Genomic DNA, 26,163 nt, shown 5'->3' with positions numbered 1-26,163 from the left:
TAATAGTAAAAAGGTATTCAAAAGCAGATGATATCAATGTATACATTCTACCTTTTAGTTTATTTTTACTATTTTTAAGATAGCTTTTTAAATATTTTTTATTTTTATTAAATTTTATTAATAAAAGCTTAGTACAGATGTATAATTAGGATCACTGTATAAATGATCAAAGTATCTGTGAGTTGAAGTATATCCTATTCCAAATCTTTGCTCTTTTTCATTTACAATTTTGTATTGATCAATAGCTTTTTTAGACTTATCTTTTTCTTCTTTAGTCTCTGATTTGTAAATATCTCTTTTGTCTTTAGGTATATATTCTAAATATTCAGGTTTGATAAAATATCTAGCATCTGCTACTTTATGTTCATCACTAAGCTTTTTTAGAACTTGACCATTTTTTCTATGCATTATATGATTATCATATCTATAGTGATGGGCTACTTGAGTAACATCTCCTAGTTCTTTTTCAAATTTTAATATAGTTTTTTCCATAAGGTCATAATGAGTACCTGGTTTTTCAGCTTCATCTGCAAGTATTACTATATTACTGTCTTTAACACCTAATTCATGTAAAGCAGCTTTAAATTCATTGTTTCTAAGAATTTCTTTTTCTTTTCTAGTTATACCTTTAAATCTAGGTATTTGATTAAAAACATTAACGCCTGATCCATCTGAAACTAGTACAACATATACATTATTAGCACCACATTGTTTTACTGCGTCTGAAATAGCACTCACACCCCATAAAATTTCATCATCTTGATGTTGAGGGTAAAATACAACATGATCTTTAAATCTTTTGCGTAATGTTTTTTCACTTTGAGTATTTTGAGTGTTTAAAGTCTTAATTGTAATTCCTACAACCAAAATTAAAAGTATGCTAAAAATTATTTTAATGTTTTTATTTTTCAAATTGTCACCACCTAGTATTTTATTTTTTGTCGAAAACGGTCATATTTTTGTACTAAGTGTATATATTAGCATAATTTTCTATATAAATACAGACTGTAGATAATTTTGACACAAATTTGTTACATTTTACTTTAAAAATCTCTAATTAAAGAAGTTTTATAGCTTTAGTTGTCTTTACTTTTCTTTCTAGTGATTCTTTGAATTTTTGTTTAACTACTTGTGTATATACAAGATCTATTATAAAAAACTGAGCTAACTTAGATGATATAGATCCAGTTTCAAGTAAAGTTTCTTGAGATATATAACCTAAATTGACATCTGATATACTTTTTAAATTTGATTCTTTATTTTCTGTTATAGAAATTACATCTACATTATTTTCTTTAGCCATATTAACAGCTTTTATAATTTCTTTCGTCTCACCTGAGTGAGATATAGCTATTACTAAATCACCTTTTTCCATAATAGATGCCATCATTATCATAGTATGGCTACTATCAAAACTACTACAATTTAAACCTATTCTCATAAATTTGTAATTAGAATCCTGTGCTATTATTCCTGAATATCCAATTCCTATAAAATATATTCTTCTAGCATTAATTATTAAATCTGCACATTTACATATATCTTCATTTTGTATTATATCTACAGTTTTACTTAGTATATTTATATTTGAACTTAATAACTTCTTAGCTGTTTCAGAAACTGGTTCATCATTCTCTATATTATTATTTATAATATTTTCTTTTTTATTACTAATTGTAGATACTTCTTTAGTAAGAGTTACTTTAAAATCTTGAAGACTTGAAAATCCCATCTTTCTTGCAAACCTTGTTATAGTTGATTCTCCTAGGTTACTTTCTTTTGCTATTTGTGAAATAGGCTTATAAGAAAAGTTATCTAAATTATTTTTTATATAATCTATAAGTAGTTTATCCGATTTTGTGGCTTTAAAATCTGGTGTTTCTAATTTTTCTAATATATTCATAATATCATTCTACCTTATCCCTTTTTTGTAAAAAGTTGTATAATGCACCTAACATACCTGCATCATTTTTTTGTTTTGCAAACTCTAATTTCGTATTTTTATATATACTTTCTATTAATGTATTTTTAAGTTCTTTTTCTATTTTAGGCTTTAAAAATTCTTCTTGTGCCATTATTCCTCCACCTAGTATTACTACTTGAGGATTTATTATATAACATATATTTGATATTCCAATTGCTAAATCTTTTACCATGTTATCTATTTCTTCTAAACAATCTTTGTCATTTTCTTTTGCTAATTCAAATACTATTTTACCATTTAAATCCATATAGTTCATGTTCTTTTTCTTTGCTATCCTCTTAATTAAGCTACTAGTAGATGCTCTATCTTGAAAACTTTTTCCATTTATATATATATATCCGACTTCTCCTGCACTATTGCTAAAACCTGGTATTAGTTTGTTATCTATTATTATACAACCTCCAATTCCAGTTCCAATAGTTAAGCACACTGAAGAATTAGAGCCTTTTCCAGCTCCTAGCCACATTTCTCCAAGGCCTGCACAGTTTACATCATTTTCAACTTCACACAATATATTAAATTCTTTTTCAACTTCTTTTTTTATTTCAATTCCAGTATAATTTGGTATTAAATCTTCAAGTGCATATAATATTTTACCTTCTTTTGAGTCTACCATTCCTGCCGTAGATATTGCAATTCCACTTATATCATAGTCTTTTTTATATTCTCTTATTATTGATTTTATCTTTTGAAGTATTCCAGTTCCACCTTTTTGAATAGCTTCTGTAGGCATACTATTTTTAGTTATTATATTTCCATCTTCTTTTATAACTGAATATTTTATAGATGTTCCTCCTACATCTATGCAAATAAAGTTTTTCATGTTAATTCCCCCAATTGTCGTTAAATTTATATGTAATCATTTTGTAATTTTTCTAATTTATATATATATTCTCTGTATTTTTCTAAGTCTATAGTATCTTTTAATTCTATATCTTTTTTATTATCATTGTATTTTAAAATATTATCACTTAAATCTCTTCCTAATATATTTAAACCTATTTGAGAGTAATGAACATCATCTATAGTTAGATTTTCATCATGAAAAGTCATTGCTCTATTACTTCCTAAGCTTAAAATATCACACTCTTTACATGCTATAAATTGAGCTGCTGCTATTTTTTTTGTTCTAGTAAAGTAATCTTTGTGACCTAGCCAATAACCTGTTAAACTTACAAACATTTTATCAATATTACATTCATCTTTTAATCTATTGGCAATATCTTTTAAATTTTCTTTGTAATATATTGGGTCACTTCCGTATTTTGCATCACTTTCTCCTTGTATCCATATTACATATTTGTTTTTTATTTCATATTTTTCACTTATTAACTTAACACCTTTGTTAAATTTAATTATAGCATCATCTAAAAACTTATTTGCATCATGATTCCAATTTTTTATTCTTGATCCATCTTTAGCTTCATGAATAAAGCACACTTTATTTTTTGTAACTTCATTCCATCTATTAGAAAAAGCAGGTGCTATAGTTCCACATCCTTCAGATTTTTCAAGTTCACATCTCATTTTTATAATTTCATTATTACCTAAATACTCAAAGCAGTTTTCATTTGGGATTTCACTATCATCTTTATCTCCAACTCCCCTTGCATTACTTTGACCTATTAATAAAAATACATCTATATTTTGCATATATCCTCCTAAAAAATTAAGGAGAATAGAAAACTATTCTCCTTTTTTACCTATCTAATTATTACTTTAAAGATAGCTTTCTTTATATTTTGTGGTTTATCAACTTCTATTGCTGTCATATGAGCATCTTCTGGAAAACAAATAAGAAAATCTCCTTTGTCTAAATCAACGTATGAATTATTTTTACCTTCAAGAGGTAGAAAATCTCTTTCTTCTTCATATTCCTTTTGATTTAAGTTCTCTATAAAGTTTAAATCTATTCTTTCACATCCATCTAACATAAGATGAATATCTATATACTTTTTATGAGCTTCCCAAAATCTATCTTCTCTTTTACAAGTTTCGTATTCTACTATATTTACAAATATATCTTCACCATCAATTTCATAGCTTCCTTTATCATAATCTAAAAGATTATTATCTTTTGCATATTCAAAACATCTAATTATATCTTTATTCAAATTTGAATAGGTTTTTACATGATTTACATTACCAAATATCATATTATTTCCCCCTAAGCTTCATAGTGTACTGTTGCTTCTTCTGTAACCTTTTCTTTTACATTGCTTACTTTTATTTGAATTAAACTAACTATTTGACCAACAACCACAGATGTAGTTATTGTTATTAGTGAGTATGCCCAAGAAGTTACGTCTGGTACATTGTACTTTAAGAATACTACAAGTATAGCTGATACTATAAACCCTACATATGCACCTAATTTAGTAGCTTTTTTACTAAATGCTCCAAGTACAAATATTCCAGCTAAAACTCCAAGCACTAATCCCATAAAACTATTAAACCATTCATATGCTGATTTTATTTCTCCATTTGCAAGTATCATAGAAACTCCTATAGCTACAATACCTACTCCTAAAGATATATATTGTGCTATTTTAGTTTGCTTTTCAAAGCTCATATCTTTAGATATAAGTGTTTGTATATCTAATGTCCAACTTGTTGCTACTGAGTTTAGTCCAGTTGATAATGTTGATTGACTTGCTGCATATATTGCTGCTAATAATATACCTGTAATACCTACTGGTAATTGATATGCTATATATGATGCAAATATTTGGTCTTGCTTAACAGTTTGAGCTAGTTCTGGATTTTGAGTGTAAAATACAAATAAACAAGTTCCTATTAAATAAAATACTGTTGCAAGTCCCATAGATAGTATTCCGTTTCCATAAGTCATTTTCTTTAATTGTTTTACATCTGTTGTTGTAGTAAATCTTTGAACTATATCTTGACTTGATATATATGATGAGAATGTATTAAGTCCAGCACCAACAAATATTATAAATGCACTTGTTGAAAATATATTTGGATTAAACATTACTTCATTATTAGCTAAGAATTTTTTTCCATCTGTAAGAGTTGACATAACTTCCCCAAATCCTCCATTAATATTACTAATTAAGAAGAATAGTGTTCCTGTAACCCCTACTATAAGTACAACTCCTTGTATAAAATCTGTCCACAAAACTGATTTTAAACCACCTGTATATGAATAAATTATTGCAATTACTCCCATTACTATTATAAGTACATTTACCGAAATCCCTGTAAGGTCTGCTAAAACTACTGATGGCAAGTACATGATGATTGACATACGACCTATTTGATATATTATAAACATTAAAGCTCCTAAAACTCTAAGACCTTTACTTTTATATCTTATTTCTAAGTATTGATATGCTGTATCTAAATCAAGTCTTGCATATAATGGTAAGAAATATCTTATTGTTAAAGGTATTGCTATAAACATTCCAAGTTGTGCAAACCATAATATCCAAGTTCCACCATATGAGTTACCTGCAAGTGATAAAAAAGATATTGGACTTAGTAATGTAGCAAATATAGATACTGAAGTTACCCACCAAGGAATTGTTCCATCACCTTTGAAGAACTCTTTTCCCTTCATTTCCTTCTTTGAGAAGAATAGTCCAGCTAGTAACACTGCTAATAGATAAATTGCTAGTACGGCAAAATCGATGCCTGTAAACCCTACCATATTCATGTCCCCCTTATATTTAAGGCTATCAAAATTTAATTGATAGCCCATTATTAATATTGTTAAACACTAAGCATTTACTTTATCTAATTCTTTTACAAAATATTTATTATACATTTCTTTAGCTTTTTGTTTCATTTCTTCAGTTGCTTCTTTCATAGGTTGTCTACAATATCCTGCTTCTACCCCTTGTTCTTCAAGTATTAATTTTATAGTTTGATATAATCCATTTCCTAATATATCAGTTATTAAATCATTTGTTATGTGTTGTATTTCTCTAGCTTCTTCTATTTTATTATTTTTAGCTAGTTCAAATATTTGCTTAGCTCTAACACCATTTACATTAAATGTTGAACCTATAGCACCATCTACTCCTAAAACAACTGCTGGTAACATCATTTCATCAAATCCTGCATATATTAACTTGTCTGGGAATCTCTTTCTCATTCTTTCTAGTAAGTAGAAATCTGCTGCTGTAAATTTAACCCCTATTATTTTTTCATTTTCAAATAACTCAGCAAACTGGTCTAAACTCATATTTACACCAGTTAAAAATGGTATAGAATATATTATCATTTTATTATCTACTGAATTTACTATTGTTTCATAGTAGTGTTTGATTTCCTCAAAATCAAATTTATAATAAAAAGGTGTAACAGCACTTAATGAATCATATCCTAATTCTGTAGCAAATTTAGCAAGTTCAACTGCTTCTTTTAAGTTAACTGATCCTACTTGTGCTATTAATTTAATATCGTTTTTAGCTTCATCTTTAGCTATTTCAAATATTCTTTTCTTTTCATCAGTTGATAACATAAAGTTTTCACCTGTTGAACCACCTACATATAGACCATCTACCTTACAAACGTCTATATTATGTCTTACTATTTGTCTTAACCCCTTTTCGTTTATATTTCCATTTTCATCAAATGATACTAATAAAGCTGAATAAATCCCTTTCATGTTCTTATCCTCCCATATTTTATTTTGATTTTTAATATTTTTAATTTTTAGCTATTGCTTTTGTAAACTTTTCTGTTATAAGTTGTGGTCTTGTAATAGCTGAACCTACTACTGCTGAATATGCCCCTATACTTAATGCTTTAGCCAATTCTTCAGGAGTATTTATTCTTCCTTCTGCTATTATAGGTATATCTAGTTCTTTTACTAATTTTTCTATTAAATCAAAATCTGGTCCTTCTAATTTTTTTGTATATGGTGTGTATCCTGATAAAGTAGTTGATATACAGTCTACTCCATATTCATAAGCTTTAATTGCTTCTTCATAATTTGATATATCTGCCATAACTAATACATTATTTGATTTTATGTAATTTATAAGTTCTTTTAGATTTTCATTATTTGGTCTATTTCTATTTGTAGCATCTATTGCTATCATCTCACAGTTTGTATTTAGTAGTTCATCTATTTCTTTTTTTGTTGGTGTTATATATATTGGTGAGTCTTCATAATTTCTTTTTATAATCCCTATTACTGGTAAATTTGTTACTTTTTTTATTTCTATAATATCTTCTACTCCTTGTGCTCTTATAGCAACTGCACCTCCTATTTTAGCTGCATTTGCCATTTTACCCATTATGAAAGAACTATGTAGTGGTTCATCTTCTAGAGCTTGACAAGATACTATTAGTTTATCTTTTATAATATCTAGCATTTATTTTCTCCCACCCTTTATGAAATTTATTTTCTTTGTTTATATTTTTATAATACACGAAAACGTTATCCATTGCAATAAATTTTCATTTTATTTTTATATATTTTTTTATTTTTATGGATTTTTTATAGAAAAAAAGAATGATTTGTCCTTATTTTGGTGTGTTTAATTTGAGATTTAATGATATTCAGAAAATTTATTTCATAATTTTACCAAATAAATTTTCTGAATATGGTAATTTTATTTCATTTATATTTATTGACTTTTATTTTTTCTTATCTTTATTTATATAGTTAACTCTATTTTGTTTTTTTCTACTTATTTTGCTCCATTGATTCTTTCTTTTTTTATAGCCTATAAAACCAGTTATTCTATACCAAGAACACAACTGCCTGTATCCAAAGCTTTCAAGTACCGCAAAAAGCATTAATTTTAGTAATGTAGCTAGACTTGGTATATGTTTAAACATATAATTTTCTAGAATTATTGATGTTATAGATATTATAACACTATAAAAAATGTATACTATTAAGAAAACAACTAAAAACTCCATATTAAGAAGTCCCGCAAAATAAGATACAAGTATTAAAATCAACCCAAATACATCTATAATACAAGAGAATAGTTCATACACTACAAAGTATAAAAAGGAAAATATACCGACTATCCCATACTTTGGATTTAAAAATATATATTTATGATTTTTCAAACTTGTAATAAGTCCTATATGCCAACGCCTTCTTTGTCCGCTTAAATCCTTTAAGGTTTCTGGTACTTGTGACCAACATATAGCTTCATGTTCGTATTTTATATTGTAAGGTATTTGATTTTTTCTATAAAAAGAATGTAGTTTTACTACAAGGTCCATATCTTCTCCAACTGTATCTGTATCGTATCCTCCTATATTTAAAACTGAATTTTTCTTAAAAAGTCCAAAAGCTCCAGATATTATTAAATTCCCATTAAAACTATTGAACCAAACTCTAGTAGTCAAAAATACTCTATAGTATTCAATAGTTTGAAATATTGTAATAAATTTTTTTGGAGGTAATACTTTTATTATCTTACCTTTATCTAAAACAACTTGATTAGCAACCTTTATATTTCCTCCAACAGCAATTGTCGTATCATCTTCCATAAATGGCATTACAATATTACTTAACGAATCGGTTTGAAGAATGGAGTCTGCATCTAGTGATGTAAATAGTGGATATTTAGATATATTGATGCCCATGTTTAGTGCATCAGCTTTACCTCCATTTTCTTTTTTTACTAATGTAAGCTTTATTTTATCGTTTATTGTACCTTCATATATATACTCTTCTTTTTTACATTTTACTAGAGTCCTTATAGGTCTTGGAACTCTTTTTAAATTAAAATCCTCTATTACAACTTTAGATGTATTATCCTTAGAACCATCATCTATTACTATTATTTCATATTCCGGGTAATCTAAATATGACAGTGATTTTATACAGTCAATGATCATCTTATCTTCATTGTATGCAGGTACTAGTATAGATACAGGTATATAGTTGTCATCACTTTTTAGAGATAGCTCATTTAAGTATTGTTTTCTACGTTTTTCTTCATTTAATTCTAATACAGCAAATATAGTAGATATGAAAAACAATATAGCATATATCAATACATAGTACATAAAAAACATATTCATATAGTCTATTATTAATTTTAACATTGATATTCTACCTCTGCCTTTCCTGATCTTCTTAGATATTCATCATAAGATATCTTATTGTTTACAAACATGGCATAAAAAAGTATGTCTTTTACATATTCATCACTTTCTAATAATAAATCATATATTAAGTTGTAATCAGCAAACCTAAGTATAGTCATCGCTGAATTATATCTTACATACCAGTCTTTATCGTTTATACTTTTTACTAATGCATTTTTACTTTCTTCACATTTGTAATTTTTAAGAGCTGTTGCACAAACAGCTCTATATTCCCAGTCTTTACTGTTTAAAAGTTCTATTATTTTATCTTTAGCTTTTTCATACTTTATACTAGAAAAATATCTTATTATACTTATATTTACTTCTTTGCTTATATCTTTATCTAAATAATTTAGTAATTTGTATTTAGCAAATTCGGTTTTATTATTTTTAAAATGATCCACGATTACCTTTTGTACATCTTCATTAAATGTTTCAAACTTGGATATTAAATATTTGTCTAAGGAGAACTTGTCATTCCCAAATTGATTTAATATATCTGTAAAAACTTTATTATTTGTATATTTACCTTCCTTAGAAATATACTCAATTGCACTTCCAAAGGTCTTTATATTTCCTATTTTAGCTATTGATTCTAAGGACAAAACTCTTAAATACATAGATTTAGTATTTAAGCAACTAAGTAAAAATTCACTTATTTCATAATTACTAATTCTATACTCTCCAAGAAGTTTAGCTAAATAAGCTTTTAGTGTTTTATCTTTTCTTTTGTACCTTTTGATACTTTTTATAATAATATCTTCAAAGTTTTCCATGTATATTTTTGTGTATTTATGATTTTCTTTATCTTTATTAAATTCCTCTAAGGTATCATTAAAAACTCTATTGTAAGATTTTTTGTTTAATTTTTCTCTAATATAAGCTATATCCATTTTAGATATAGCTTCATTAGATTTTACATAATTTAGTTGTTTTAAAACCTCAGCTTTAAATGCTGGTCTTATTTTTTCTAACTTTTTATTAAATCTGAGATTAATCCTATTTTTCACTATCATATACATAATAGAACAGAAACTTATATACATGAAAAAGCTTAATATTATATATATATTAGCTATATTTTTCATAATATTTCCCTCTTTATTTTTTATTTAACTCATCTTTTACTATATAGTAAGATTGTTTTAATCTCTCATGGTATTTAGGCATCATCCATCCATCTAAATTATAAGTTACACTATTTAATCTACTTAATGTTTTCTCTTCTTCTTTTAGTGTAACTCCAACCTTTATATCATCTATCTTTAAAGGCTTGGTTTTAAATTCTTTGTAAAAATCATCTTCTATTTGTTTAGTTGAAGGATCCATAAAATTTAAAAGCCCCCATGGTATACGAACTTCTACATAGTTATCTCCTATATAATAATCCGCAACCGAGTTAAAGTCTTTGCTATTTGGATTTGCGTTTCCTTTAACTAGTTTTCCAGTTTCATAAGTTAATTTTTCTTGTGTTTGTTTTAAAGACTCAACATACATTTTAGGTCTTGTTGCTATAAATATAGGTGAAAAATAATCCATATTTGGCGTATGATCCATTAAGTCCGGTCTTTGTTCATATAAAGTTTTATTTTCATAAAAATTAAATCCATTATAATATTCATGAACTGCCACCATGGAATTATTTAAATCATTTATTCTTATAATAAAATCTACAGGATTATTAAAGTTTAAGTTATACTGTGTACTTTTAGTTGATCCTGATTTAGGTGTTGCATCTAAGTCTATATATATATCATCTTTTTTTAAGTCTATTTTATTTTTTGATTTAACCATGAAATATAAATATTTTTCATCACTTTTTAAAGATAAGCTTAAATCATTGTTTTTACTTACAACATCTTTTTCTTCCCAATCATTTAAACTATCATCTGGATAAGGTGTAGTTTTTAACTTCCCTGGTTCAAATGTCATAAGCCCAAAGTTTTGGCTATAAGTTTGTGCATCACTCCAGTAAGCTGATCTATCTAATATCTTAGAATCTCTTGTGTTCCATGATGATGCATACCAACTATCTTGAAACTCAAATATAAAACAACCCGCTATCCCTGATGATTTTATAGCTTTATATACTTCTACCAAAGCTTCCCCTTGTTCCTTTTCAGTTATATAGCCTTTATTTATATCCTTATTAAAATCTCCTCCAGATCTACTAGAAGGTATTCCAAATTCGCCTATTATTACAGGTATTTTATGATAATCTCTTATCTTTTTAAAATACTCACCAATATTATCTTGATATTCTTTTACATCTGTGTATGATGGATATATATTGTAAGTAGCTATTACACCAGTTTTTAATGATCTTTTAGATTTTATATTCTCAACATTAAAATAATCTTTTATACCATGATCTGTAGTGTCTTTAGTTGATAATATACTTTTATTAATACTATTTGTACTACTACTTGATATATAATGGGCAGCTGATCCTATAAAACTTATTAAACTTTGCTTTTTATAAGTTTTAAATTCATAGCTTACTGCATAATCTCCCATTTTTGCCATATAAGATTCAAATGAGGATGCCTTATAATTTGTATATAAATATTTACCGTTATATGGAACCTTCTTATTCATAAGTTCTGTGTATATTAAGTCATGCTTTGCAAACTCTATACCTAAGGTATATCCTATTACATACTTTGAAACATCAGTTGTATATCCTTGAAATATATCTTGTTTATTAAGGTTATATGGATTTCCATGTACAGAATCTATAACAGTCTTTATATTATCTTTAAAAGATACTTTTATTTTTTTACCTTGAGGGTCTTGTCCGTTTTTTAGTAAAGTTTCATTAAAGTATATACCTTGCATTAAATATATAGGAGTTTCTTTATCTTTGTTAAACTCTTCTAAAGCACTATAAAAGTTTTCATTCATTAAATTTGGAACCTTTATACAGTTTGCTCCCATATCATAGATATCTTTTATCCATCTTTTATATTCTTCTTCAGCTACTTTATTTTCATTTGGAAACGCTCCGGGTTTAGTTGAGTTTAAATCTACTCCTACTATTTCTAACTTTTCCCACTCATTATTTTTAACTATATAGATATCTTTTCCTTGGGTCTTAGTAAAGTAGGTGTTATCATCTGGTGTAGATTTATTTGAAATACTATTTCCTATTGAATTTATAATTAATATAAATATTACTATACAAATAGCTAAAAATCTCTTCATATCATTTCACTCCTATTAACTTGCCCATTTACTAAGACTATCTATATTTTGATCCATCCACTTGCCTCTATTTATAATAAATTTTTTCATTAAATCTATTTCTTTATCATAAGATTTAGCTTTACCGTGGGTAGATTTTATTAAGTGTTTATTTTTTTCAAGGAAGTCTTTGTATTTACTACTATCAGAAGAATATTCTCTTGATATCGACTCATTTTCTTCAAATACCGAAGCTTGATTAGCTAGGCTTATAGGCCATTTACTAAAGTTTCTATCAACTGAATCTCCTAATATATTTGTAGCTTTATCTATTTCTTCTATTAAGTATTTATCACTTAAGTAAGTTTTTCTTAATTCCTTATATCTTCTAACTACTTTGTCAGCAAACTTTTTATCTTCCATTAATTTATCAAACCAAGGTCTTTGATTCATAAAAAAGCCTTCGTATTCAAATGGATCACCAATATCTTCTGTATGGTTTCCTAGTGATTGGTTAAAGTCCCATACTGGTCCTGCTTTCATTTTGTCATTGTAATCCTTATAAAAATAAGTACTATATATTCCTGCATCTGTATTTTTGAAAAACTCATTTATAATGTAAAAGTCTACGAATGAATTTGTATCAATATATTTTTCATATCCTACAAGTGGGTCATTAAACTTATCTGAGTAAAGCATTCTTTCAAATTCATTTATATAGTTTTGAATATATTCATATTTTTTAGGTGTTAAATCCTTTTTAGGATATTCTATATTAATACCATTATTGTAGATATATGTTTCTTTTCCATATGTGTCTATTGGTATATCTCCAGGTTTTTGTCTATCTTTTGCAAGTATAAAGCTTGTTTCATCTCTATTTTCTAATGTTTTAGTTATATCTACTCTATCTTCTCCCCTGTTGATTTTTTCAATCATCATATAAACACCTTGGTAGTCTTCTTTTTTTATATTATTACTACCATCATCTAATACAAATACTTCACAAAATCTTACCTTAGGGGCATATCCCATTATATGACTTGAAGCATTTAAGGTTATATAATTTCTCATAAGCGATTTATCTGCAAAAGGTGCATTTAAAACCCAACTAGCATCTTTTGGCATTCCTAAAATACTTTCTTCTTTTTCTTTGCCTTTTTTATTTAAAAGTTTTATACTAAACTGCTTTTTAGGATACTTACTAGTACTGTTTCCCCTTACTTTAAAGCTAGCATAACTTACAGTTTGAGGTTCCATTTTTAAATTATTTAACCCATTTTTATTATCATATATTTGAATCTTTCCAGTAGTTTCTTCACCTTTTTTAATAGTATTTTTATTTGTATCTATAACTACTATTGGAAGATTATAATTTTTATTTAGTAAGTTGCCTTCGTAGTAATTTGTAAGTGGATTTACTTTTTTATGTTCTTTTTTTAATAATTCTTTTTGGTTGCTTGAATACGCTACAACTACTAATGCTAAAAATAAAAACATAACTGCTACAAGACTTCTAAATATATCTTTTATCATAAAGTATCACCTAACCTATAGTTTCTCCGTTTTGTGCTACTATGTTTACCGTATTTACACCTTCTATGTTGTATAAGTCATTTATTATATTTTTATCTTGATTGTTTTTTATTTTTATTTGATAAATTATTTCCATATTATTTCCTACAGAGTTTTTAGCTCTTAATTGACTTCCTTTAAAAGAGCTAAATACACATCTCATTATCTCTTCTTCTTTATCTCTTAATCCCCTTATAATAAGAATATATCTATCTTCTTTTCCAAATCCACTAAAGCTAAACATAAGAAGTACGAAGAATAAAAATAGCGAACCAACTATTGCTATCATATAGTTTGCACTACCTACACTAAGCCCTATTACTATACACCAAAATATATATCCAGTATCCCTTGGGTCTTTTATAGCTGTTCTAAAACGAACTATGGATAAAGCCCCAACCATACCTAAAGATAGTGCTATGTCACTACCTATAACTATCATAACCATTGTAGTTACTAGTGTTATCATAACTAATGATACGTTAAATTTTCTGTTATACATTACTCCACTAAAAGTTATTTTATATGTCCAAAATACTACCATAGATAGTATTAGTGCTATAAACATTGTTTCTACTGCACTACTTGCAGTTATAGTCCCACTTTGGGATGTTAAATATTTATATAATGTTTCTTTCATTCTGTCACTTCCTTATAACATATAATTTTCAAAGAATCGTCTTGAACTACAATACTTACTAAGAGATTGATTAGTTGTATCAAGTCCAGTTAAAGCTTGTGATATCCAACAAAATAGCTCTCCATCAAATTTAACCTCAAGTAGTGCATTGTAGTAATCAACTATTGGACTCATTACTACATCTTCACTAAACATATCAAAATCAAATTCATTAGATTTTATATCACTATCTAAAGTAACTCTTATATTGTTTTCATTGTGTATATAAGCTCTTCTTGTGTAATCTACAAGTACTACTGGCTGATATTGGCCTATAGTCATAATATTATAAGCTGATTTAGCTGTATCATTATCATATTTAAGCAATACGCTGTAATCTTTGTTTATAAGTGCTATAGCATCTTCTTTAGTTATTGTAGTAGTTTCTTTTCTTTGATTTATATTCATTTTTCTTTTTATTTCAAGTTTTACTGAATTTGTTTTAGTATCATATATCCTTAGACGAATTTTCTTTCTTATTTCTTCTCCGTTCATCTTCGCAAAATAATCATCATTATCAATACTATCAAAATATAAGCTTCTTATTCTATATCCGTATTCTTTATTGTTAGGGTCAGGGGTCAATACGTTTTTGAACAATTCGTTTACTTTATAATAATCCATTTCACCTATTGGATATTTAAGTTCTCTTCTGTTAACTATCAATATATTACCCTCCTTTTTTAGTGATTATATTTTTACAAAATATATATATATATATATTTTAGCACAATTGTCATTTAAATTTCGACAGTTTCAGACATTTAGCAATATATTACCATATAAAAAAAGATATACCATAATTAACAAATTTATTGTTATGTGTGGTATATCTTTATATTTCATTTCATTTATAAATTTATCTTTTTATATATTGTTCTATCTTATATGGAATAAAAGGTTTTTTACCATATAAAATTGCATTTGTAGGACATCTGTGAATACATTTTTCACACCCTATACATTTATTAAAAAACTCTATTTTTTTATTATTCATATATATGTTTTTAGTTGGACATTCATTTTCACATATCTTACAGTTTATACATTTTTTTTCATCTACTGAAAAGTTTCTCTTTGCATATTTTCTAGCATAAATTAAAAATCCATCATATACCATTTTAAAGGCAATTGTGCTTTTTTTATAATTTATATCGCTTCTTTTGTCATTTATAAAATCTTTTACTATTTCATCTACTCTATTTGGAGCTAATTTTAATACATTTAAAATTTCTTCATCTTTTTCCCTTTTAAAAAATCTATGGTAATAATTATTTGGCATTTTTATAGATGTATTTATAACTACATCTAAGCCTTTTTTCTTAAGTAATTTAGCTAAGTATATTCTACTTGGACTATGCTTATCCCCTGCTAATGTGTGATATACTATACATTTTTTAGGTTCATTGGGAATATTTTTTATTACCCAATCTGTAAGTATTTTAGGTACCATTTCAGCGTGAATTGGTCCTCCAAATATGTAAAAATCATATTCTTTATTGAGCTTTTCTGTCTTTTGTATATCTATAATTTCTATATTTATATTTTCTTTGTTGAATCTTTCTTTAAAAAGCTTAGCTACATACTTTGTGTTTCCTGTTCCTGAAAAAAATATAACAGCTCCATTTTTTAGCATTTTATCACTTCCTATTTATTTTAAATACTATTTTATTAATTTAAGTAAAAAGAGTATTGATTTAATCAATACTCTTTTATTGTATATCCAATTGAAGTTTGACTAAATGCGTCATACAAATGTAGTACTTAACTATATTTATCATATTGTTTATCAAATACTTTATAAACATCGGTGGTGAAAGCAGTATAAGTGTAGATATTGAATTTACTATAACCTCATACATATATAGCCTCCAAATTATATGTTTATAAATTATATGAAAACTTTAATCTAAATATTTAACTTGTTTATAAATTTTCACTAAAATTTAATAAGCTTACTTTAATTTCTTCAACTCTTCTATTTTCAATTTTGGCTACTGTGAATTTAACATCTTCTAATATTACTACCTCATTTTCATTTGGTATCTTTCCTAAAGTTGTTATTAAATATCCATTTAATGTGTCATAATCTCCAGGTTCTATATCCATGTTAAATCTATCGTTAAAGTCATTTACACTTAAATAACCTTTAACTATATAGTTTTCTTCATCTATTTGACTTATATCTTCATCTATATCATACTCATCTTCAATGTCTCCCATTATTTCTTCTACTAAATCTTCCATAGTAACTATACCAGAAAATCCGCCATACTCATCAAATAATACTGCTAGATGAATTTTAGCTTCTTTTAAAACCTTAAATAAATCATTAGTTCTTTTGGTTTCTGGAACGAAATATGGTTTGTGAAGTATGCTTTCTATGTTTATATTATCAAAGCCTACTTCTCTAGCTTTTGCTAATAAATCTCTTACGTATAATATACCGATAATATTATCTATATCGTCTTTATAGACTGGTATTCTTGAATAATTTAATTCTAGTATTTTATCTAATACATCTTTAAAATCATCATCTATATCTATTAAGAAAGTATCACTTCTTGAAGTCATAATTTCCTTTGCTAGTCTATCATTAAATTCAAATACTTTACATAACATTTCTTTTTCATCGTCATCTATTAAACCATCTTCTGTAGACCTGTGTATTAATGCTTTTATTTCCTCTTCTGATACAGTATCTTCTATATCAGAATCATTATTTCCAGTTAACTTCAATACAAGTCCTGTTGATAGTGAAAGTATTTTTATAAATGGTTTAGCTATTATAGATATAAAATATATTGGTTTTACAGAATGTAGTGCTATACTTTCTGATTTTTTAAGTGCTATTCGCTTTGGAACTAACTCACCAAATACTAGTGTGAAATATGAAAGTATTATAGTTATAACTACCATTGATATTTCATTAGTATATGGTATATTTAGTGGCCTTAAAATATTTGCTATATAAGTTGATAAACCAGTAGCTGCAGATGCACTTGAGAAAAATCCAGCTAGTGTTATACCTATTTGTATAGTTGATAAGAAATTACTTGGCTCTTTAATAAGCTTATATAATAATTTTGCATTTTTATTACCTTCCTCACTTAAAGCCTTTACCTTTGACTTATTAACTGATACTATTGCCATTTCTGCAGATGCAAAAAAAGCATTTATAGCTGTTAGTATAGCTATTAGAATTAATTTCGAGAGTATACCCCCGGGGTCTGAATCTAAATTATCCATATTTTCCTCCTTAAATTTTTTTCTTTATATTATATATATTTTAAGAGTGTAGATTATGTCTACACTCTTATTAAAATTTATTTAATTAGTTTCTTTTTATAAGTTTGCTAGCTTCCATTAATAAAGTAGAAGTTACTGCTAAACCAAGTGATATCATTAAATTTGTAAAGTTAAAGCTATCTGGCATTGTAAATACTTCTCTCATAAATGGTAGCAATGTTAATGAAAACATTCCTAAACATACTATTACTGCACCTAATACATACTTGTTGCTCTTAAATCCTAATTCAAACACTGTTTCTGAATTTGATCTTGCTGCAAATGTTTGAAGTATTCTAGATAATGTAAGTGTAGCAAATGCCATTGATACACCAAGTTCTGCTGAATGTTTCATACCGATTAGTTGAGCTGCTATTGTAACTAAACCTATTATAAATCCTCTAGTTGTAACAAATCTTATAGCATCTTTTGAGAATATATTTTCATCTTTATCTCTTGGAGGATTTTTCATAACACCTTTTTCAGGTTTTTCAAGGCCAAGTGCTATTGCTGGTAGTGAGTCTGTTACTAAGTTTATAAATAATAATTGTATTGTTGTAAATGGATTGGGGAGTCCTGCAAATACTGCAAATAATATAGCTATTATTCCTCCTAAGTTTCCTGAGAATAAATACATTATTGATTTTTTAATGTTTGTATAAACTGTTCTACCTACTTCTACTGCTTTAACTATTGTTGCAAAGTTATCATCTACTAATACCATATCTGATGCATCTTTTGCAACTTCTGTTCCACTTCCCATACCTATACCGATATCTGCTTGTTTTAGTGCTGGTGCATCATTAACTCCATCACCTGTCATTGCACAAACTTTACCTTTATTTTGCCAAGCTTTTACTATTCTTATTTTGTTTTCTGGTGAAACTCTTGCATATACTGATATGTGTTCTAGATTTTTATCTAGTTCTTCTTCACTTAAAGCATCTAATTCGCTGCCCGTAAGTGCCATATCGCCTTCTTCAAATATACCTATGTCTGTTGCTATTGCTTTTGCTGTTGTTTTATGATCTCCTGTTATCATAACAGTTTTAATACCAGATTTTTTTGCATTTTCAACTGCTTCATAAACCTCTTCTCTTGGTGGGTCTATCATTGCAGTAAGTCCGATTAACGTTAAATTATCTTCATCTTCAATTGAAGGTACAAAGCTTTCATCCTTAACTTTTTTAGTTGCAAATGCTAAAACCCTTAAAGCTTTATTTGAAAAATCTTCGTTCATTTTCTTGTATTCATTTATTATTTCATCATTTACTTTAACTACTTCATCACCAACTAATGCATATTTACATCTACTAAATATTACATCTGGTGCTCCTTTAGTAAACATTACTACTTCATCTTCTACTTTGTTAATAGTTGACATTAATTTTCTATCACTATCAAATGGTAATTCATTTAATCTAGGATTTATTTCTCTTATTTCTTTGTAATCAAATCCTTTTTTGTTAGCGTAGTGCATAAGTGCTACTTCTGTAGGATCTCCTATTTCAATACCTTCATTTGTCAAATCTGAGTCATTACAAAGTGAACAACCTAATATTAAATAACTTTCTTGAAGTGATATTGCTTTTGCTGCTGCAACTTCTTCATATTCATTATTTGCTAAAGCTGTTTTTGGGTTGTATATATAAGTATCTACAACAGTCATTTTATTTTGAGTTAATGTTCCAGTTTTGTCTGTACATATAACACTTGTAGAACCTAGTGTTTCAACTGCTGGTAACTTTCTTATTATAGCTTGTTTTTTAGCCATAGAGTTTGTTCCAACTGCTAAAACTATTGTAACTATTGAAGATAGAGCTTCTGGTATTGCTGCAACTGCTATTGCTATTGCAAACATAAATGAATTTACTAAATCTCCACCTCTAATAACTTCTACACCAAATATTAATGCCGCTAATATTACTATCCATATACCTAGCTTTTTACTAAATTCGTCTAATTTAACTTGAAGTGGTGTTTGTTTACTTTCTGCATTTTCTAGTAAATTTGCTATTTTACCCATCTCTGTATCCATAGCAGTTTTTGTTACTACATATACAGCTCTTCCGTAAACTACCATTGAACCACTAAATACTAAGTTCTTTTGATCTCCAAGTGCTACTTCTTCATTTATTACATCTTCATGTTTTAATACTGGTTCTGCTTCTCCAGTAAGCATACCTTCTACTACTTTAAGATTTTGCGATTCTATTACTCTACCATCTGCCGGTACATAATCTCCTGCTTCTAATATTACTATATCACCAGGAACTATATCTCTTGAAGGGATTGTAACCTTTATGCCATCTCTTATAATTTTTGCATTTGGAACTGATAATTTTTTAAGACTTTCAAGTGATCCTTCTGCTTTTTTAGTTTGAACTACTGATAATACAGAATTTAGTGTTATAACTGCAAATATTATTAAACTTTCTGTACCTTCTCCTAAAAATGCTTGAACTAACGCTGCTATTAATAAAATAATTACTAATGGATCTTTAAAAGTTTCTAAAAATAATTTCCAAGTTGGAGTTTTATCCTTTTCTTTTAGTTCATTGTATCCATGTTTTGTTAGTAAGTCTTTTGCTGTGTCTGAGCTTAAACCATCTAAACTAGTCTTTAATTGATTTAGCGTTTCATCGATACTTTTTTTATAAAACATACTTAACCTCCGATAAAATTTTATTTAAATAAAATAGACCTCCAAGCAAACTTTATTATAAGTAAAATTTGCTTGAAGGTCTTGCTAACAAGGTTTTATCTCGCTAATCAACCGGGATTTAATATCCGAAATTGACGATTGATTATCGCTTAAAAGCGAAAGCTACTCCCCTTCAAGGAGCACTTATTTATTTATACAATTATTATATACTTTTAATTGATTTTTGCAACACTTTTTTAATTCATTTAACTTATATTTAACATTTCTAACTAATTTCTAAATTGGAATATATTTTCATAATTTACACATAATACTTAATAAATCTTAAAAGGTAGGTATTTTTTATGGATAATAAAAAAGTTAATATATTTAAGTGGTTACTTTATATTACATATATAGCTTCTATAATTTATTTTTTATTTACAGGTGAAAAAGGTAAAGCTTTTATAAGCTTTATTAGCTTAGTTATAGCTTTTATTTTAAGTAAATTATACTTTAAAAACTTTTTAGTTATAGATAAGCCTTTATATATATTTGGTAATTTATTTATTGTTGCATCTTTTTTAATAGGCTCTTGCTATAGAATGTATGATTTTTTTAAACCTTATGATAGTTGCCTTCACTTTTTATCTGGTTTTATAACTGTTAAAATATGTTGGAATATATTTAAAGTTATAATGGTTGCAATGCCAAGAAATATAGTTGACAAATTGTTGTTTTTTACTGTTATATTTTTCTTTGCAATGGGAGTTTCAGGAGTTTGTGAAATAGCTGAATACTTACTTGATGTATTCTTTAAAATGGGAACTCAATCTGGTGGACTTAAAGATACTATGCAAGATATGCTTTATGCTTTAGCTAGTGTTTTACTTATGATGATTTATTATTTTAGAAAATATAATAAAAATATAAAAAGACTATAAAACTCACCGTAAAAAAGAAAAAAGAATGCCTACGTAAGCTTAGTGAAGGCATTCTTTTTTAATATATGATTATTCATTTATTGGTTTTTTAAGTACTGCTAAAAGTATCATTCCAATTACAGAACCTACTAATATTGCTCCTAAGTATGCTAGAGGATGACCAACAACTGGAACAACAAATATTCCTCCGTGTGGTGCTCTTAAAGTTACATTAAACATCATACTTAGTGCTCCTGCTACTGCTGAACCTACAACACAAGCTGGTATAACTTTTATAGGGTCTGCTGCTGCAAATGGTATAGCCCCTTCTGTAATAAATGATAATCCCATTACATAGTTAACTTTACCTGATTCTTGTTCTTCTTTAGTAAATCTATTTTTAAAGAAAGTTGTAGCAAGTGCTATAGCTAAAGGAGGTACCATACCACCTGCCATAACTGCTGCCATTATTTCATATTGTCCTGACTGAAGTGATGCAACACCAAATACATAAGCTGCCTTATTTATTGGTCCACCCATGTCTATTGCCATCATACCACCTAATATTAACCCAAGTATTAATTTAGAACTTGTTCCAAGTCCATTTAAGAAACTAGTTATACCTAAGTTTATTGCTGCTACTGGAGGTATTACCACAAAATTCATTATAATACCTATTAAAAGTGTACCAAATAAAGGATATAATAAAACTGGTTTTATACCATCTAGTGATGCTGGTAATACACTAAATACTTTTTTAAGTCCAACTACTAAATATCCTGCTAAGAAACCTGCAAGTAATGCTCCTAAAAATCCTGAACCACTTGCATTTGCCATAGCACCACCTACAAAACCTACTACTAAAGCTGGTCTATCAGCTATACTATATGCAATGTATCCTGCAAGTACTGGTAACATAAATCCAAAAGCAACGTCCCCTATAGATTTAAAGAATGCAGCTATTGGTGTATTTGAACCAAAGTTTGCTGGGTTTATAGAGTAATTATCTAGTAAAAATGCTAGTGCTATTAATATCCCTCCACTTACAACGAATGGTAGCATATTTGATACACCGTTCATTAAGTGTTTGTATACTTTTCTAAGTGCTGTTTCATCATTTGATTCTTCACTTGATTCTGTGTTTCCACTATGATTGTATATTGGTGCATCTCCATTTTGTGCTTTAGTTATCAACTCTTCTGCTTTGTGTATTCCGTTAGCAACTTTAGTTATTATAACTTTTTTTCCGTTAAATCTAGCCATATCAACTTTTTTATCAGCTGCTACTATTATACATGTTGCATTTTCTATTTCTTCTTTAGTTAAAACATTTTTAGCACCAGATGAACCATTAGTTTCTACCTTTATGCTAACTCCCATTTTTTCAGCTTGTTTATTTAAACTTTCTGCTGCCATAAAAGTATGTGCTATTCCTGTTGGACAAGCTGTAACAGCTAGTACTGTTGGATATTTTGAAGAACTACTTTCTTTAACTTCTACAACTTCTTCTTTTTCTTCTTCTGGAAACTTTTCCTTTTCTTTGTAATCTATTAGGTTTAAAAACTCATCTACATTTTGAGCATTCATTAATTTTTCTCTAAACTTTTCGTCCATAAGTATTGTAGATAATCTTGATAATACTTCAAGATGAGTATTGTTAGCTCCTTCTGGTGCTGCTATCATAAAGAATAAATGTGATAGACTTCCATCAAAAGATTCATAATCTACACCTTTTTTTGAAACTGCTGCACCTAAACAAGCATTTTTAACTGCTTTAGTTTTAGCATGAGGTATAGCTATTCCTTCACCTATACCTGTTGTACTTTGATTTTCACGAGCTATTATAGCTTCTTTGTATTCTAATCTATCATTTAAATTTCCACTATTATTTACTAAATCTACTAATTTATCTATAGCATCCATTTTATCTTTTGCTTTTAAGTCAAGACTTATAGATCTTTTATCTATTAAATCAACTATTCTCATAATTTATCTCCTTTCTATTTTTATTTCATCTATTAACTTATATATATCTTCTTTTGTTGCTAAATCATTTGAAAATGCTGTTGCTCCTCCACTAGCTGCTCCTAATTTTAAAGCTTTTTCATAATTATTTGAATTTAAGTATCCAGCTATAAACCCTGCTACCATAGAATCTCCTGCTCCTACTGAGTTTTTAACTTCTCCTTTTGCTACATTACTTGTAAAAACTTCTCCATCTTCATTTATTAGTAATGCCCCATCTTTTCCCATAGATACTAATACATTTTTAGCACCCATTTCTTTTAGCTTTTTAGCATAAGTTATTATGTCATCAATATTTTTAAGCTTAACATTAAATAATTCTTCTAATTCATGATTATTAGGCTTTATTAAAAATGGCTTATGCTTTAACACATTCATTAATAAATCTTTAGTAGCATCTACTACTATTTTTACATTTTTATTTTCTAACCTTTTCATTATATTTTCATAAAGACTAGAGTCTAGTGTTTTAGGTATACTTCCTGCTAAAACTAATATATCGTTTTCTTTTAGACTATCAAGTTTTTCATATAATTTATTTAAAGATTTGTCATCTATATTTGGTCCTTGACCGTTTATTTCTGTTTCTTCATTACTTTTAACTTTAACGTTTATTCTAGTAAATCCATTTTCTAGATTTATAAAATCTTCTTCTAATCCTTTATTTATTAAAGTATCTTTTATATATGCTCCAGTAAATCCACTTACAAAACCTAGTGCTCTACTTTTATATCCTAATTCTTTTAATATTAATGATACGTTTATTCCTTTGCCTCCTGGATATACGTATTCTTCATTTGTTCTATTAACTTCACCGTTTTTTAAGTTATTTAATTTTATTACATAATCTATAGACGGGTTAAGTGTTACTGTGTAAATCATGTTATCACCTCGTTAGTGTTATCTTATATTCTTATAATACCTTTGAATACATTTTCCTAAAAGTCAAAAAATTTCTCTTAGTTAAAAGAGAAATTTATCGATTATATTTATTTAGTTATTTAAACATAGCTATAAACTTATCATATTTTTTAGATTCACATATGCTTATTACTTTTGCTATTGAGTCTATTCTTTTATATATATTTGAAAATAAATCTTCATAATTTATAATGCTTTCCTTTTGAAGACAAAGCATTATAACTAATCTTACATCTCCAATTTCCCATGGTATGCTTTTTTTAAGTATACCTATTGCTATAGCATTTTTATAAACTTGTCCAGTTGCTCCATGAGGAATTGCTACCATATTTCCGATTTCTGTTGTAGCTATATTTTCTCTTTCTATATAAGATTTTTTCATTTCTTTATCTATATACTTTTTTTCAATTAACTTTTCTGACATATATTCTATTACATCGTATTTATTATCAAAATCTAGGTCAGTAAAAAATAAATCTCTATCAAATATTTCAGATAAATTTATGTTGTAATATATGTTTCCTGTATCTAAAAACTTTTCTATTATCTTTATTTCTTTATCATCTAAAAATGGTGATACATTTATTACAGGAACATTATCAACTTTTATAGGTACAGTAGCTATTATAAAATCTACGTCTAATAATCCAACATAATCTATCAAATATGATGGTATAACTTTTAGTATTTCTAATCTTTTATCAAATTTTGCTTCAAGTTTTGCTTTTATAAGCATAGAAGTTCCAACACCTGATGCACATACTATTATAGCTTTTGATATTTTTTTATTTTCTTTATAATTTGTTCTTTGTAGTGCTCCACCTATATGTATTGCTATATTTGCAGTTTCATTTTCATCTATTTCTAAATTTAATTCTTTTTCTAAAGTGTTTTTAGCTATATTTGCTAAATCAAATGCTAGTGGATACTTCATTTTTATATCATTTGCTATAATACTTTTATTATTTATATTAAGTTCTTTTTTTATACAAAAATTACTTATATGCTTATATAAAAATTCTTTAAATATATCATCATTACTTAAATCTATAGATGTAGCTAATTTTAAATTTTTAGTAAATTTATCTATAGAATTTAATATTTTATTTTTATAATCCTTATTTTCTTCTTTACTAAATTTATCTTTATAATATTTTATATAATTTTTTATGTACTCTTTATAATTTATATTATCTTCTAAGGATAAGGATATTAATATGTAGTTAAAAATATTATTAAATTCATAATCTGTAAATATAATGTTCTCTTTTTCTAAGTTATATAATATTTCTGATCTTATTAAAGGTATGCTCTCCTTTATATAATCACTAAAAAAGTCTTCAAGTTTTATATCATTATAATTTAAACTAACTTCTAAAATACATTTTTTAAAATTATTTATATCACCATCAATACCTATACCAAGTTTATGCTTTGATACTATTTTTAAATTATATTTTTCAAGTATGGATTTAACTTCTTTTAAATCATTTTTTATAGTAGATAAGCTAACATACATTTCATTTGCTAGACTTTCTATTTTTAAAGTTTTATTTTTGTATAATAATAATACACGCTTTAATATATAACTTACTCTATTAACATCACTATTTAATTCATCTTTTATTTCTTTTATAGATTTTATATCTCCAACTAATTTATATCCAATACCTCTTATTGAGTCTATTTTTACTTTTTCAAGTGTAGAATTTATATTTTTCACTTCTACTTGTATCGTTTTTGTAGAACAACCTATTTCTTTAGCTAGTGCTTTACTACTTATAGGTTGTGTACTATTTTTTAGTATATCAATTATTTTAGCTTGTCTTTTATTTAAAATATATTCCAAAATTAT

At 26.9% G+C, this 26,163-nt stretch carries 22 protein-coding genes; 1 reads left to right on the top strand and 21 read right to left on the bottom strand.

The window, feature by feature from the left end; genetic code table 11:
• Positions 1-117 precede the first annotated feature (117 nt).
• The 18 genes from H8891_RS02725 to H8891_RS02640 form a co-directional block, all read right to left on the bottom strand.
• Positions 118-912, bottom strand: a complete 795-nt coding sequence (locus H8891_RS02725) for a PIG-L family deacetylase (protein WP_187005091.1) — start codon at positions 910-912, stop codon at positions 118-120.
• Positions 913-1,057: 145 nt separating this feature from the next.
• On the bottom strand, positions 1,058-1,903 hold the full coding sequence (locus H8891_RS02720) for a MurR/RpiR family transcriptional regulator (RefSeq protein WP_147545246.1): 846 nt from the start codon (positions 1,901-1,903) through the stop codon (positions 1,058-1,060).
• 4 nt (positions 1,904-1,907) lie between these two features.
• Complete coding sequence (locus H8891_RS02715; RefSeq protein WP_187005090.1) at positions 1,908-2,807, bottom strand: ROK family protein; 900 nt, start codon at positions 2,805-2,807, stop codon at positions 1,908-1,910.
• A gap of 26 nt (positions 2,808-2,833) precedes the next feature.
• Entirely contained in the window at positions 2,834-3,637 is an 804-nt protein-coding gene (locus tag H8891_RS02710; RefSeq protein ID WP_187005089.1) for a sialate O-acetylesterase, read from the bottom strand.
• A gap of 50 nt (positions 3,638-3,687) precedes the next feature.
• A complete protein-coding gene (locus tag H8891_RS02705; RefSeq protein WP_187005088.1) occupies positions 3,688-4,140 on the bottom strand; it encodes a YhcH/YjgK/YiaL family protein in 453 nt (150 codons plus the stop codon).
• An 11-nt stretch (positions 4,141-4,151) separates the two neighbouring features.
• On the bottom strand, positions 4,152-5,654 hold the full coding sequence (locus H8891_RS02700) for a sodium:solute symporter (protein ID WP_187005087.1): 1,503 nt from the start codon (positions 5,652-5,654) through the stop codon (positions 4,152-4,154).
• Positions 5,655-5,723: 69 nt separating this feature from the next.
• The gene (locus H8891_RS02695; protein WP_147545257.1) at positions 5,724-6,617 is read right to left on the bottom strand and encodes an N-acetylneuraminate lyase; all 894 of its coding nucleotides are present in this window, start codon (positions 6,615-6,617) and stop codon (positions 5,724-5,726) included.
• A gap of 40 nt (positions 6,618-6,657) precedes the next feature.
• Positions 6,658-7,329 carry an N-acetylmannosamine-6-phosphate 2-epimerase gene (locus H8891_RS02690; RefSeq protein WP_187005086.1) on the bottom strand — a complete coding sequence of 224 codons (672 nt, stop codon included), beginning with the start codon at positions 7,327-7,329 and terminating at the stop codon, positions 6,658-6,660.
• A 265-nt stretch (positions 7,330-7,594) separates the two neighbouring features.
• On the bottom strand, positions 7,595-9,028 hold the full coding sequence (locus H8891_RS02685; RefSeq protein ID WP_187005085.1) for a glycosyltransferase family 2 protein: 1,434 nt from the start codon (positions 9,026-9,028) through the stop codon (positions 7,595-7,597).
• A complete protein-coding gene (locus H8891_RS02680; protein ID WP_187005084.1) occupies positions 9,022-10,158 on the bottom strand; it encodes a HEAT repeat domain-containing protein in 1,137 nt (378 codons plus the stop codon). The genes H8891_RS02685 and H8891_RS02680 overlap by 7 nt, the downstream gene beginning before the upstream one ends.
• Before the next feature lie 13 nt (positions 10,159-10,171).
• Positions 10,172-12,274, bottom strand: a complete 2,103-nt coding sequence (locus H8891_RS02675; protein ID WP_187005083.1) for a hypothetical protein — start codon at positions 12,272-12,274, stop codon at positions 10,172-10,174.
• A gap of 15 nt (positions 12,275-12,289) precedes the next feature.
• Positions 12,290-13,789, bottom strand: coding sequence for a CotH kinase family protein (locus H8891_RS02670; RefSeq protein WP_187005082.1), 1,500 nt, complete (start codon positions 13,787-13,789; stop codon positions 12,290-12,292).
• 10 nt (positions 13,790-13,799) lie between these two features.
• A complete protein-coding gene (locus H8891_RS02665; RefSeq protein ID WP_147545269.1) occupies positions 13,800-14,468 on the bottom strand; it encodes a DUF4956 domain-containing protein in 669 nt (222 codons plus the stop codon).
• Between the two features lie 12 nt (positions 14,469-14,480).
• Complete coding sequence (locus H8891_RS02660) at positions 14,481-15,173, bottom strand: polyphosphate polymerase domain-containing protein (RefSeq protein ID WP_147545271.1); 693 nt, start codon at positions 15,171-15,173, stop codon at positions 14,481-14,483.
• Positions 15,174-15,366: 193 nt separating this feature from the next.
• A complete protein-coding gene (locus H8891_RS02655) occupies positions 15,367-16,143 on the bottom strand; it encodes an EFR1 family ferrodoxin (RefSeq protein ID WP_187005081.1) in 777 nt (258 codons plus the stop codon).
• 76 nt (positions 16,144-16,219) lie between these two features.
• Positions 16,220-16,369: a hypothetical protein gene (locus H8891_RS02650; protein ID WP_187005080.1), complete on the bottom strand. Its 150-nt coding sequence runs from the start codon at positions 16,367-16,369 to the stop codon at positions 16,220-16,222.
• 64 nt (positions 16,370-16,433) lie between these two features.
• A complete protein-coding gene (locus H8891_RS02645; protein ID WP_187005079.1) occupies positions 16,434-17,756 on the bottom strand; it encodes a hemolysin family protein in 1,323 nt (440 codons plus the stop codon).
• A gap of 85 nt (positions 17,757-17,841) precedes the next feature.
• Positions 17,842-20,460, bottom strand: coding sequence for a cation-translocating P-type ATPase (locus H8891_RS02640; RefSeq protein ID WP_187005078.1), 2,619 nt, complete (start codon positions 20,458-20,460; stop codon positions 17,842-17,844).
• 344 nt (positions 20,461-20,804) lie between these two features.
• Between H8891_RS02640 and H8891_RS02635 the strand changes: the two genes are divergently transcribed.
• Entirely contained in the window at positions 20,805-21,383 is a 579-nt protein-coding gene (locus H8891_RS02635; protein ID WP_187005077.1) for a hypothetical protein, read from the top strand.
• 69 nt (positions 21,384-21,452) lie between these two features.
• On the opposite strand, the gene H8891_RS02630 is transcribed toward H8891_RS02635, so the two are convergent.
• The 3 genes from H8891_RS02630 to H8891_RS02620 form a co-directional block, all read right to left on the bottom strand.
• Positions 21,453-23,348 carry a PTS fructose transporter subunit IIABC gene (locus H8891_RS02630; RefSeq protein ID WP_187005076.1) on the bottom strand — a complete coding sequence of 632 codons (1,896 nt, stop codon included), beginning with the start codon at positions 23,346-23,348 and terminating at the stop codon, positions 21,453-21,455.
• Between the two features lie 3 nt (positions 23,349-23,351).
• Positions 23,352-24,269, bottom strand: a complete 918-nt coding sequence (gene pfkB, locus H8891_RS02625) for a 1-phosphofructokinase (RefSeq protein WP_187005075.1) — start codon at positions 24,267-24,269, stop codon at positions 23,352-23,354.
• 115 nt (positions 24,270-24,384) lie between these two features.
• The gene (locus H8891_RS02620) at positions 24,385-26,157 is read right to left on the bottom strand and encodes a BglG family transcription antiterminator (RefSeq protein WP_187005074.1); all 1,773 of its coding nucleotides are present in this window, start codon (positions 26,155-26,157) and stop codon (positions 24,385-24,387) included.
• Positions 26,158-26,163: the final 6 nt, after the last annotated feature.

It is taken from the genome of Paeniclostridium hominis (assembly GCF_014306135.1).
GTDB lineage: Bacteria > Bacillota > Clostridia > Peptostreptococcales > Peptostreptococcaceae > Paraclostridium > Paraclostridium hominis.
The sequence above is the reverse complement of the archived record's forward strand: the minus strand, read 5'-3'. Positions and strand labels throughout refer to the sequence as shown.

Excerpts from the sequence above, each read along its gene's own strand:
- H8891_RS02680 (WP_187005084.1), bottom strand. The coding sequence starts at position 10,158 with ATGAAAAATATAGCTAATATATATATAATATTAAGCTTTTTCATGTAT.
- H8891_RS02685 (WP_187005085.1), bottom strand. The coding sequence starts at position 9,028 with ATGTTAAAATTAATAATAGACTATATGAATATGTTTTTTATGTACTAT.
- H8891_RS02705 (WP_187005088.1), bottom strand. The coding sequence starts at position 4,140 with ATGATATTTGGTAATGTAAATCATGTAAAAACCTATTCAAATTTGAAT.
- H8891_RS02715 (WP_187005090.1), bottom strand. The coding sequence starts at position 2,807 with ATGAAAAACTTTATTTGCATAGATGTAGGAGGAACATCTATAAAATAT.
- H8891_RS02675 (WP_187005083.1), bottom strand. The coding sequence starts at position 12,274 with ATGAAGAGATTTTTAGCTATTTGTATAGTAATATTTATATTAATTATA.
- H8891_RS02690 (WP_187005086.1), bottom strand. The coding sequence starts at position 7,329 with ATGCTAGATATTATAAAAGATAAACTAATAGTATCTTGTCAAGCTCTA.
- H8891_RS02640 (WP_187005078.1), bottom strand. The coding sequence starts at position 20,460 with ATGTTTTATAAAAAAAGTATCGATGAAACGCTAAATCAATTAAAGACT.
- H8891_RS02665 (WP_147545269.1), bottom strand. The coding sequence starts at position 14,468 with ATGAAAGAAACATTATATAAATATTTAACATCCCAAAGTGGGACTATA.
- H8891_RS02695 (WP_147545257.1), bottom strand. The coding sequence starts at position 6,617 with ATGAAAGGGATTTATTCAGCTTTATTAGTATCATTTGATGAAAATGGA.
- H8891_RS02635 (WP_187005077.1), top strand. The coding sequence starts at position 20,805 with ATGGATAATAAAAAAGTTAATATATTTAAGTGGTTACTTTATATTACA.
- H8891_RS02720 (WP_147545246.1), bottom strand. The coding sequence starts at position 1,903 with ATGAATATATTAGAAAAATTAGAAACACCAGATTTTAAAGCCACAAAA.
- H8891_RS02630 (WP_187005076.1), bottom strand. The coding sequence starts at position 23,348 with ATGAGAATAGTTGATTTAATAGATAAAAGATCTATAAGTCTTGACTTA.
- H8891_RS02650 (WP_187005080.1), bottom strand. The coding sequence starts at position 16,369 with ATGTATGAGGTTATAGTAAATTCAATATCTACACTTATACTGCTTTCA.
- H8891_RS02700 (WP_187005087.1), bottom strand. The coding sequence starts at position 5,654 with ATGGTAGGGTTTACAGGCATCGATTTTGCCGTACTAGCAATTTATCTA.
- H8891_RS02710 (WP_187005089.1), bottom strand. The coding sequence starts at position 3,637 with ATGCAAAATATAGATGTATTTTTATTAATAGGTCAAAGTAATGCAAGG.
- H8891_RS02670 (WP_187005082.1), bottom strand. The coding sequence starts at position 13,789 with ATGATAAAAGATATATTTAGAAGTCTTGTAGCAGTTATGTTTTTATTT.
- pfkB (WP_187005075.1), bottom strand. The coding sequence starts at position 24,269 with ATGATTTACACAGTAACACTTAACCCGTCTATAGATTATGTAATAAAA.
- H8891_RS02645 (WP_187005079.1), bottom strand. The coding sequence starts at position 17,756 with ATGGATAATTTAGATTCAGACCCCGGGGGTATACTCTCGAAATTAATT.
- H8891_RS02655 (WP_187005081.1), bottom strand. The coding sequence starts at position 16,143 with ATGCTAAAAAATGGAGCTGTTATATTTTTTTCAGGAACAGGAAACACA.